Origin of the sequence: Sphingomonas sp. (genome assembly GCF_019749955.1) — a bacterium.
GTDB lineage: Bacteria > Pseudomonadota > Alphaproteobacteria > Sphingomonadales > Sphingomonadaceae > Sphingomonas.
Window position 1 is genome coordinate 1 of the sequence record NZ_JAIEPC010000118.1, and the last position, 10,398, is coordinate 10,398.

11 protein-coding genes and 1 pseudogene are annotated in these 10,398 nt (G+C 65.7%); 8 read left to right on the forward strand and 4 right to left on the reverse strand.

Annotated features, from left to right (window positions below):
* Positions 1-120, reverse strand: a pseudogene (locus K2W81_RS16035) (ferredoxin); the annotation flags it as partial.
* Positions 121-188: 68 nt separating this feature from the next.
* Between K2W81_RS16035 and K2W81_RS16040 the strand changes: the two are divergent.
* Together K2W81_RS16040 and K2W81_RS16045 are read left to right on the forward strand one after the other, a co-directional pair.
* On the forward strand, positions 189-812 hold the full coding sequence (locus K2W81_RS16040) for a DNA-3-methyladenine glycosylase 2 family protein (protein WP_294106371.1): 624 nt from the start codon (positions 189-191) through the stop codon (positions 810-812).
* A gap of 72 nt (positions 813-884) precedes the next feature.
* The gene (locus K2W81_RS16045; protein WP_294106373.1) at positions 885-1,547 is read left to right on the forward strand and encodes a DUF4197 domain-containing protein; all 663 of its coding nucleotides are present in this window, start codon (positions 885-887) and stop codon (positions 1,545-1,547) included.
* 6 nt (positions 1,548-1,553) lie between these two features.
* On the opposite strand, the gene K2W81_RS16050 is transcribed toward K2W81_RS16045, so the two are convergent.
* Entirely contained in the window at positions 1,554-1,961 is a 408-nt protein-coding gene (locus tag K2W81_RS16050; protein ID WP_294106374.1) for a DUF2147 domain-containing protein, read from the reverse strand.
* Between the two features lie 47 nt (positions 1,962-2,008).
* Between K2W81_RS16050 and mtnP the strand changes: the two genes are divergently transcribed.
* Together mtnP and K2W81_RS16060 are read left to right on the forward strand one after the other, a co-directional pair.
* Positions 2,009-2,887, forward strand: coding sequence for an S-methyl-5'-thioadenosine phosphorylase (mtnP, locus tag K2W81_RS16055; protein ID WP_294106376.1), 879 nt, complete (start codon positions 2,009-2,011; stop codon positions 2,885-2,887).
* 62 nt (positions 2,888-2,949) lie between these two features.
* Positions 2,950-4,299 carry an Nramp family divalent metal transporter gene (locus K2W81_RS16060; RefSeq protein WP_294106377.1) on the forward strand — a complete coding sequence of 450 codons (1,350 nt, stop codon included), beginning with the start codon at positions 2,950-2,952 and terminating at the stop codon, positions 4,297-4,299.
* A 164-nt stretch (positions 4,300-4,463) separates the two neighbouring features.
* On the opposite strand, the gene K2W81_RS16065 is transcribed toward K2W81_RS16060, so the two are convergent.
* Positions 4,464-5,909 carry a glycosyltransferase gene (locus K2W81_RS16065; protein ID WP_294106379.1) on the reverse strand — a complete coding sequence of 482 codons (1,446 nt, stop codon included), beginning with the start codon at positions 5,907-5,909 and terminating at the stop codon, positions 4,464-4,466.
* A gap of 104 nt (positions 5,910-6,013) precedes the next feature.
* Between K2W81_RS16065 and K2W81_RS16070 the strand changes: the two genes are divergently transcribed.
* The 4 genes from K2W81_RS16070 (at position 6,014) to K2W81_RS16085 (ending at position 9,616) form a co-directional block, all read left to right on the forward strand.
* Entirely contained in the window at positions 6,014-6,586 is a 573-nt protein-coding gene (locus tag K2W81_RS16070) for a cytochrome b (protein WP_294106381.1), read from the forward strand.
* Positions 6,583-7,758, forward strand: coding sequence for an NAD(P)/FAD-dependent oxidoreductase (locus tag K2W81_RS16075; protein WP_294106388.1), 1,176 nt, complete (start codon positions 6,583-6,585; stop codon positions 7,756-7,758). The genes K2W81_RS16070 and K2W81_RS16075 overlap by 4 nt, the downstream gene beginning before the upstream one ends.
* 265 nt (positions 7,759-8,023) lie before the next feature.
* Entirely contained in the window at positions 8,024-8,680 is a 657-nt protein-coding gene (locus K2W81_RS16080) for an extensin family protein (RefSeq protein ID WP_294106383.1), read from the forward strand.
* A gap of 39 nt (positions 8,681-8,719) precedes the next feature.
* Entirely contained in the window at positions 8,720-9,616 is an 897-nt protein-coding gene (locus K2W81_RS16085) for a TIGR00730 family Rossman fold protein (protein ID WP_294106384.1), read from the forward strand.
* A gap of 167 nt (positions 9,617-9,783) precedes the next feature.
* Here the strand turns inward: K2W81_RS16085 and K2W81_RS16090 are convergent.
* A partial coding sequence (locus tag K2W81_RS16090; protein WP_294106386.1) for a cytochrome c family protein occupies positions 9,784-10,398 on the reverse strand: 615 nt, incomplete at its 5' end.

The window sequence follows — 10,398 nt, forward strand, 5'->3', positions numbered from 1 at the left end:
GCACAGCGCCAGGATTTCGTCGATCCCGGCGTCGCGGATCACTTCCATCACCGAAAGGCCGGCTTCGCCCGTGATTGACCGTTCTTCCCCATTGCGGGTCACGACGATAAGCTGCGGCATGTGTCTCTCCTCAGGCGGTGTTGTGCCCGCCTTGCCGTGCGCGCGCGGCGATTTCAAGGAAACAGTCGATGGGTATTTCCGCCGAGCAATTGAAGTTCTGCCTCGACGCCGTCGCCGCGATCGAACCGGCGATGGCGCGCGCGATCGACCGCGCGGGCTATCCGCCGCCGCGCATCCGCGATCGCGGCTATGGCACCTTGTTGCGCACGATCGTCGGCCAGCAAGTGAGCGTCGCCGCCGCGCAGTCGATCTGGAAGAAGCTCGAAGCGGGGTTGGGCGATCTCGACAATCCGGCGACGCTGGCGGCGGTGAGCATTGAGGATATGCGCCCGTTCGGTCTCTCGCGGCAAAAGGCGAGCTATGCGCACAGCCTTGCCGAAGCGGTGGCGAGCGGCGCGCTCGACCTCGACGATCTTCCCGCCGATGACGAGGAGGCGATTGCGGCGCTGTCGAGCATTAAGGGCATCGGCCGTTGGTCGGCGGAAATTTATCTGTTGTTTGCCGAGGGACGCGCCGACATCTGGCCCGCGGGCGATCTGGCGGTGCAGATCGAGATCGGCCGCATCCTGGGGCTGGAGGCGCGCCCGACCGAGAAAGCTACCCGCCTGCTCGCCGAGCCGTGGCGCCCGCACCGGGGCGCGGCGGCGATCATGGCGTGGCATCACTATAAGGTCGATATGGCGGTGGTGTGAGCAGGTGATAGAGCGCTCCCCATCGCAGCGCGACCATGCTAGATAGTGCCAAAATCATCGGGAGAGCGCGCAATGTCGGGCAATTGGTTCACCGCAAAGCCGTCGGTAATCGTCGGTGCCGTCGCGATTTGTTTGGCGATCACACCGACAGCCGCGCAAACGCCGCTGCCCTTCACCGATATCCTCGGCAAAGCGTCGGACTCGGCGCTCGGCAAGCTGGGCCAGCCCGGTGCTTTCTATGCCGATGAAGCCGTGCGGATTGCGCTGCCGGGGCCACTTGCGCGCGCCAATGGCATCCTCAAGCTGACCGATCGGGCGGGGCTCACCACCGGCATCACCAAAAGCCTGAACGATGCCGCAGGCCAGGCTGCTGGCGCCGCCAAACCGATTTTTCGCGCGGCGATTTCCAAAATGACCGTCAACGACGTGCCGGGGCTGCTGACCAAAAGCGATGGCGCGACCAGCTATCTGCGCCAGAGCGCGGGCACCGAGCTTCGCGCCAAGCTGCGCCCGCTGATCGTCGGCGCACTCGGCAAGACGGGCGCCTTCGCGCAGATGGACAAGCTCGGCAAGGTCAGCCCGCTGCTCGGCAGCATGGGCATCGGCAAGGACACGCTGACCGACAGCGTGACCGATCAGGCGATGAGCGGCATCTTCAAATATATGGGCAATGAAGAAGCGAAACTGCGCGCCAATCCGCTCGATCTGGGCAAGAAATTGCTCGGCGTGCAGTAACGCGGCTCAGCGCGCGGGTTTCCAATTCTGCGTCTGGCAGAAAAAGGCGATGCAGCCCTGCACTTGCAGACTGCCGTCGGGCAGCCGTTTCACGATCGAGCGATATTCCTTGCCGGCTTCGGGATCATAGATGCGCCCGCGCCAGTCGCTGCCGCCGTCGTTGAAGTTGGTCAGGATCGGCAAGCCGACAATCGCGCGATTGCGGAGCGCGGGATTGGGGTTGCGTTCGTCGACGCCGTGCCCTTGCGGATTGGGCTTGAGCACCTTGGCGATCCGCCCGCACACCAGCTTGCCGCACGGCGCGATCGTGACAATTGCCTTGGCGTCCTTCGTATACCATTGCCCTGTGATCGGCTCGGCGGCATGAGCGGCAGCGGGCAGGGCAAGCAGCCCAAGGGCAACGATCGTCCGCATCGGCAAAATCCTCATTTGGCAGGCGAGCTTTCTTTCGGAGTAACAGCATGAACGACGCGTGGACAATCGGCATTATCGGCGGATCGGGCCTTTATGCGATCGAGGGGCTGGAGGATACGCAGTGGCGCCGCGTCGATACGCCTTGGGGCGCGCCGTCCGACGAGCTGCTGTTCGGGCGCGTGGGCCATGTCAACATCGTGTTCCTGCCGCGCCACGGGCGTGGGCATGTCATCCCCCCGAGCGAACTGAATGCGCGCGCGAACATCGACGCGCTCAAGCGCAGCGGCTGCACCGACATTCTCGCGATTTCGTCGATCGGCTCGCTGCAGGAAGAGCTGGAGCCCGGCCGCTTCGTCGTGGTCGAGCAATTCATCGACCGCACCGTCGGCCGACCGTCGAGCTTCTTCGGCACCGGCATGGTCGCGCATGTATCGATGGCCGATCCGGTCTGCCCGCGCCTCTCCGCCTTTGCTGCCGAAGCGATCACGCATGCGGGCGGCCAGATGAGCAAGGGCGCGACCTATCTCGCGATGGAAGGCCCGCAATTTTCCAGCCGCGCCGAAAGCCTGCTGTATCGGCAGTGGGGCGCCGATGTGATCGGCATGACCGCGATGCCCGAAGCCAAGCTCGCGCGCGAAGCCGAGCTGCCCTATGCGCTGATCGGCATGGTCACCGATTATGATTGCTGGCGCGAGAGCGAAGCGCATGTCGAAGTGAGCGAAGTCATTGCGCAGATGCACGCGAACGGCGATCTCGCGCGCCGCACGGTGGCCGCGTTCCTTGCCACGCTGCCGGATGAGCGCACGCCGTCGCCGATCGACACCGTGCTCGACGCCGCGCTCATCACCGATCCGGCGCGGCGCGACCCGGCGGTGTTGGCCAAGCTCGATGCGGTGATGGCGCGGGTGGGCGGCCAGTCGGCATAATTTCGGAACAGCGTCGCCGCAGGGGCTTTGTATCGGCATGAACTTGCCCCAAATGATGCACCATGGCCCCGCCCCCGCCCTTCGCGCATGAACCTTCCGGCGGGGTCGCCGAGCCGGTCGCGCCGCGCGTATCGCTGAGCGAAAGCCATCGCAGCGTCGCGGTGCCGCCAGCCACGGTCGGATTCTGGCGGCGGTTGTTCGCCTTTTCGGGGCCGGGCTATCTGGTCGCGGTCGGTTATATGGACCCCGGCAATTGGGCGACCGACATCGCCGGGGGCTCGGCGTTCGGCTACCGGTTGCTGTGCGTCGTCCTGATGGCCAACATCATGGCGATGCTGCTGCAAGCGCTCGCCGCGCGGCTCGGCATCGCGAGCGGGATGGACCTCGCGCAGGCGTGCCGCGCGCGCTACTCGCGGCCGGTCAACCTGACCTTGTGGGTGCTGTGCGAACTCGCAATCATTGCCTGCGATCTTGCCGAAGTGCTTGGCACCGCGATTGCGCTCAAATTGCTGTTCGGGCTGCCGCTGATCGCGGGGGTGATCCTGACCGGATTCGATGTGCTGTTGATCCTGATGCTCCAGCATTGGGGCTTCCGGCTGCTCGAAGCCTTTATCGTGACGCTGCTGGTCGTGATCGCGGGCTGTTTCGCTTATGAACTGGCGATTGCCCAGCCCGATGTCGCCGCAATGGCAAAGGGGCTGATCCCCAGCAGCGAAATCGTCACCAATCCGGCGATGCTCTACATCGCGATCGGCATTCTGGGCGCGACGGTGATGCCGCACAATCTCTACCTGCATTCGTCGATCGTCCAGACGCGCGCGTTCGACCGCGATCCTGAAGGAAAACGCCAGGCCGCGCGGCTGGCGGTGATCGATTCGACGATCGCACTCGGCCTCGCGCTGTTCATCAATGCCGCGATCCTGATATTGGCGGCAGCAACCTTCCATCAGGCCGGCCGAACCGATGTGGCCGATATCGATCAGGCGTACCGGCTGCTCAGCCCGATGCTCGGCGCAGGCGCGGCGAGCGTCGTGTTTGCGGTGGCGTTGCTCGCCTCGGGGCAGAATTCGACGATCACCGGCACGCTCGCGGGGCAGATCGTCGCGGAGGGGTTTCTCGACCTGAAGCTGCCAGTGTGGCTGCGGCGGCTGGCGACGCGGCTGCTCGCGATCGTGCCCGCCGTGATCGTGGTTGGCTGGCTGGGGGATAGCGGTGCGACCAGCCTGCTGGTGCTGAGCCAGGTGATCCTGAGCCTGCAATTGCCCTTCGCGATCGTGCCACTCGTCGCCTTCACCAGCGACCGCAACGTGATGGGCGATCTCGCCAGCCCGCGCTGGCTGAAGGTATCGGCGTGGGGCATTGCGGCAGTGGTGATCGGGCTCAACGCGACGTTGCTGATCGGGTTTTTGTAAGCCCAGCGCTGAGCGGTGTGGGATCACCCATGATCCGTTCGTGCTGAGCTTGTCGAAGCACCGTCCTTCTTTTTTCGAGCGCCGGAAAAGCAAGGACGGCCCTTCGACAAGCTCAGGGCAAACGGGATGAACGGGATAAGCTTGGCCGAAAGCCGGACCCAGCCCTACTCCGCCGCCGCTTCCAGCGCCGTGCGCTTCTGCCGCCCCCAGGTTTCCTTGCCGGTCAGGAACGCATGCCAGCCCCATAGCGCCCCCGCATGGCGCAGCAGCTGGAAGCTGAACGGCTCCAACGCTGCCGCCAGCAGCGCGCCGCGCACCGAGAGCCCCTGCACCTGCCCCGTCCAGCGCGCGTAGAGCCGCAGCGACCAGATCAGGAAACTCAGGTCGAAGACGATCTTGACGATCATGATGATCAGGATGGGCAGCGCGATCACGAAGCGGCCGAGCGCGAGCAAGGTCAGCAGGATGATGAAGGCGGCGACCCCCGCCACCGGCTGGAGCGTGTCGAGCGTCTTGACCGGCATATGCGCCGTACCGAGCATCCCGAAGTGGCGATTGCCGATCATGTCGCGGTTCCAGTAATGCGTCTGCAGGAAGCCGCCGAACCAGCGCCGCCGCTGCTTCAGGAATCCGATCACTGACGCCGGCGCATCGGTGCGCGCCCGCGCCGCGCCCACCACCCGGACGCGCCAGTCCAGACCCCGGTCGGCGGCGTGGCGGTGCAGCCGGTGGATCAGTTCATAATCCTCAACCAGGCACACCGGATCGAACCCGCCCACATCGACCAATGCGGTGCGCCGGAACGCCGCGAATGCGCCCGACACCAGCAACAGGCTGTGCGCCTGCATCCACGCATAGCGCCCGAGGAAATTGCGGACATATTCGTAGCTCTGGAACCATTGGAACAGCCGCCCGGCGCGCGATGGTCCGCAAATCGGCGCCAGCACGCCGGTTGCGGCCACCAGTTCGGGCTCGGCGGCAAAGGCCGCGCGCATCGCCGCCAGCGCGCCGGGATCGAGCAACGTATCGGCGTCGACCGTCAGCACGATTTCGGTATCGGCCTCAACGATCGCGGCATTGAGCGCGCGCGCCTTGCCACCGTGCGGGACGCGCAGCCAGCGCAGGCTGGGCAGCACCGGCGACGGCGGGCTGATCGTGCCCAGCGGCGGTGGTTCGAGCCCGAAACGCTCGGCCATCACCTCGGGCGTCGCGTCGCTCGATCCGTCATCGGCGATCAGGATCAGCTCGGGCGGCGCGCTGGCACTCACGAGCTGGTCGATCGTCACGCCGAGCACCCCGGCTTCGTTGTGCGCGGCGACGATCACCCCCAGCGTCGGGCGGCTCGCTGGCGCCGCTACCGCTGCAACCGGGCGCATCAGCCGCCAGCTATGCCGCGCGGTGAAGATTAACAGTGCGGTATCGTACCCGATATAGGCGATCCCGACCGACCAGCCGGCGAGGTTCGCGCGAAACAGCGCCTGCAAAGTCAGCAGCACCAGCGCGATCATCGCCGCCCCGCCAATCACATAGCTTTGCCAAGGCGCGCGGCGCGGTGAAAGTCGTGGCGATTCAGCGACGAGCGACTGGTAGAGGCGGGCAAGCGCTGGCAAGGGGGATCCCGCAATTGGGGGGTGAATGTTCGGCCTGCCCAAGGTAAGGACAAACCACGCCAATCGCCAGTGGTGCAGTGCGGTAAGGCGTGGAGGACACCCAAATGACCGATCGCCGTTACACCAGCCTTGCCATCACCTTTCACTGGCTCGTCGCAATCGGCATCATTCTCAATCTCGCGCTGACGTGGATCTGGCCTGCGGTCGCCGATGATCAGGTTCGCCCGCTGATCGATCTCCACAAGTCGGTCGGCATCACCGTGCTGGGCCTCGCGATCATGCGGCTGCTGTGGCGGTTCGCGCACAAGCCGCCGACGCTGCCGACGGGGTACAAGGCATGGGAAGTGCGGCTGTCGCATTGGACCCACATCGCGCTTTATGTGCTGATTTTCGCGATGCCGCTGAGCGGGTGGATCATGGATTCGGCGTGGAAGGATGCCGCCACGCATCCGATGTTCCTGTTCGGGGTGGTCGAATGGCCGCGCATCGGCTTCATCTTGGCGCTCGATCCCGCCACCAAGCTAGCGGTGCACGATGGCTTTGGCGAAGCGCACGACATCATCGGCAAGCTTGTCTATGGGCTGGTCGGCCTGCATATCCTCGGCGCGCTCAAGCACCAATTCCTCGACGGCACGCGCGAGCTGCAGCGCATGTGGTACACGGGAACGCCCGAATAATCACGCGACCGACCTATGATGTGATTGTGCTCGGCGCGGGCGCGGCGGGCATGATGGCCGCGCGTGTCGCCAGCCAGCGCGGGCGGCGCGTGCTGCTGATCGACCACAACAGCGAGCCGGGGCGGAAGATCCTGATCTCGGGCGGCGGGCGGTGCAATTTCACCAATTTGGGGGCGGTGCCCGAGCGGTTCATTTCGGCCAATCCGCATTTCGCCAAGTCGGCGCTGGGGCGATACAGCCCGCAGGACTTCATCGCGCTGGTCGATGCGCATGGCATTGCGTGGCACGAAAAGACGCTGGGGCAGTTGTTCTGTGACGGATCGGCCAAGCAGATCGTGGCGATGCTGGTCGACGAATGCGCCGGGGTAGAGTTCGCCTTTGGGGGCGCGATCCGTGATGTCGGGCACGCTGATGGGGTATTCAGCGTAACGCATGGGACGCGGACGGATTCCGCTCCGGCGCTGGTGATTGCGACGGGCGGTCCGGCGATTCCGAAGCTCGGCGCGACGGGGTTCGCTTATGATCTCGCGCGCAAGTTCGGGCTGAAAGTGGTCGAGCCGCGCCCTGCCCTCGTGCCCCTGACACTGGGCGGGGCCGAAGCGCTGTTTTCGGCGCTGTCGGGCGTCGCGACCGAGGTTGTCGCGCGCGCCGGGAAAGCGGCCTTCCGCGAGGCGGCACTGTTCACCCACCGTGGCCTGTCCGGCCCGGCGATTCTGCAAGCGTCGAGCTATTGGCGCCACGGCGAGCCCGTCGCGATCGATTTCGTGCCCGATGCCGCGCCCGATTGGCTCACCGCCGCCAAGCGCGCGCGACCGCGCAGCAGCCTGAAAGCGGCACTCGCCGAGGCGCTGCCGACACGGCTCGCCGAGGCGCTGGCCGACCGGCTGGGGCTGGCGGGCGAGCTGGGGAGCCAGACCGACCGCGCGCTCGCCGACGCCGCGCGCCGCCTGAAGGATTGGCGCTTCGAGCCGAACGGGACCGAAGGCTTCGCCAAGGCCGAAGTCACCGTCGGTGGCATTTCCACCGATGGCCTGTCATCGCAATCGATGATGGCGCGCAAAGTGCCGGGCCTCTACGCGATCGGCGAAGCGGTTGATGTCACGGGATGGCTCGGCGGCTATAATTTCCAATGGGCCTGGGCGAGCGGCGCGGCAGCGGGGGCAGCGGTTTAGCGCGCGTTTGTGATCACACCAACTCACCCCTACCCTTCAGGGGAGGGGACGGGGGTGGGGCGTGTCCGCAGGCGCCGCGCTGGTGGAGATTCCCCACCCCAACCCCTCCCCTGAAGGGGAGGGGCTCAGGTGACTCTGTCAGATCGCAAACGGCTCCAGACTCGGCGAGCGCGCGTCGTCGGCATGCCACGCCGCGCCGCAAATTCTGTCGGTTCGCCGCCAACACATTGCATCCGCCGCGCGCGCGCCGCTATCCTCGCCCCCGATGCGTCGCGCCGCGATCCTGCCTGTCCTTCTGCTCGCCGGGTGCGGCGGTAACGATCGTGCGCCGCCCCTGCGCCCGCCGGGATCGCGACCTGCGGCTGTGAACCTGCCGACCAGCCGCGAGACGCAGGCCTGCCTTGCCGACCTCTCGCGCGCCGATGTCCGCTATGAACTGCTCCCCGACCGCGAATACGGCGGCGGCTGTTCGCTGGTCGGGGCGGTGCAATTGATCGACATCGGCGTGCCCGTCACGGGCATCAAGGGCATGCGCTGCGGCCTCGCGCGCAGCTTCACGGCGTGGACGCGGTTCGCGCTGGCGCCGGCCGCGCGGCAAATCCTCGGCAGCGATCTGGTGCGCGTCGAAACCTTTGGCAGCTATGCTTGCCGCAACACCGTCGGGACTGCCGCCGCTTATACCCGGCTGTCGGGCCATGCGGCGGGCAATGCGATCGACGTCAGCGGCTTCGTGCTCGCCGACGGCCGCCGGATCAGCGTGCAGACCGGCTGGCGATCGGGCGATCCCGATGTCCGCCGCTTCTTCGAGGTGATCCACGCCTCGGCCTGCAAGCGCTTCGGCACCGTACTCAGCCCCGATTACAACGCCGCGCATTACAACCACCTCCATCTGGAGGATGACCGCGCCGGTTTTTGCCGCTGATCCGTTCCTAATCACGCGCAAAAGCGTTAGGACGACGTGATGACTGATCCCAAAGTACCGCCGCGCGTGTTCGCGCGGGCCAGCGAAGACGCCGAAACCGCACGCGGCATTGCCTCCACGCCGCAGACCGAAGACCCGGCGTATCGCCTCGCGTTTCAGGACATGGACTTCCTGCTGCGCGAGGATTTGCGCCCGGTGCGGTTCCAGCTCGAGCTGCTCAAGCCTGAGCTACTCCTCGCCGAAGCGGGCATCGGCTCGACGTTCGTCTTCTACGGCTCGGCACGGATTCCCGAACCGGAAAAGGCGCAAGCGATGCTCGACATGGCGCAGGACGAGTCGGCGCGGAAGGTCGCCGAGAGCCTCGTCGCCAAGTCGCGCTATTATGATGAAGCGCGCAAGCTTGCGGCGATCGTCAGCGAGGTGCCGCCCGACGCGCAGGGCATGCGCCAGTTCGTGGTGTGCTCAGGTGGCGGCCCGTCGATCATGGAAGCGGCCAATCGCGGCGCGTGCGACGTCGGCGCCGAATCGATCGGGCTCAACATCGTGCTGCCGCATGAGCAAGCGCCCAACCCCTATGTCACGCCGCGCCTGTCGCTCCAGTTCCATTATTTTGCGCTGCGCAAGATGCATTTCCTGCTCCACGCGCGCGCGCTCGCGGCCTTCCCCGGCGGGTTTGGCACGTTCGACGAATTGTTCGAGCTGCTGACGCTGATCCAGACCGGCAAGATCGATCCGATCCCGGTGTTGCTGTTCGGCCGCGACTTCTGGAACCGCGTCGTCAATTTCGAGGCTTTGTGCGAGGAAGGCGTGATTTCGCCGCGCGACCTGGAGATTTTCCGCTTCGTCGAAACGGCGGACGAGGCGTGGGATTACGTCAAGGCCTTCTACGCCGACCGGCCCGATCCCATGATCCGCTACCCGATGGGCGAGGAATAAGGGTCAGGCGTCCGACTTGACCCCGATGACGTTAAAGTGACCCGTTCGTTTCGAGCGAAGTCGAGAAACGCTTGCGCGCCGCCTTTGGCCTGTTTCTCGACTGCGCTCGAAACAAACGGGTCAAGGTAAAGTCATCATACTCTAGGTCAGGCGGCCTTTCGGCGCGCTTACTTTGCCGGGGCGGTCGCGTTGCCCTCGGCGGCGGGCGCGGCGGCATTGCCTTCCGCCGGTGCAGCCGCCGGAGCGGCTTCAGGCGTCGGCAACGGCAGGTTCGACCCCTGCGTGTTCAGATACTGGATCACATTCGCGCGGTCCTGCCCATTGGCGAGGCCTGCGAAGCTCATCTTGGTGCCACTGGCATAGGCACGCGGGTTGGTGAGCCACTTGTTGAGCTCGTCAAACGTCCAATTGCCGCCCTTGGCCTTTAGCGCGTCGGAGAAGGCATAGCCGCCCTTGCCCTGCGCAATGGCTTCGCCAACCGTGCCCCACAAATTGGGGCCGATTCCGTTGGCGCCGCCCTGCGCGACGGTGTGGCATGACGTGCATTTCTTGAACACTTCAGCGCCCTTGGCGGCGTCGGCGGTGGCGAGCAGAGTCGCGATCGGCACTTCGGGCGCGGCAGCCGCTCCACCTTCCGCCGAGGCTTCGACCACGCCTTCGATCGGATAGCCCATTTTTTCAGGACGTTCGCTGTGGAAGAACTTTCCGGCGACGAGCGAGAGACCCAGCCCGACGAAAATCGCCGCCAGCACCCAACCCACGATGATGTTCGTCCGAAAGCT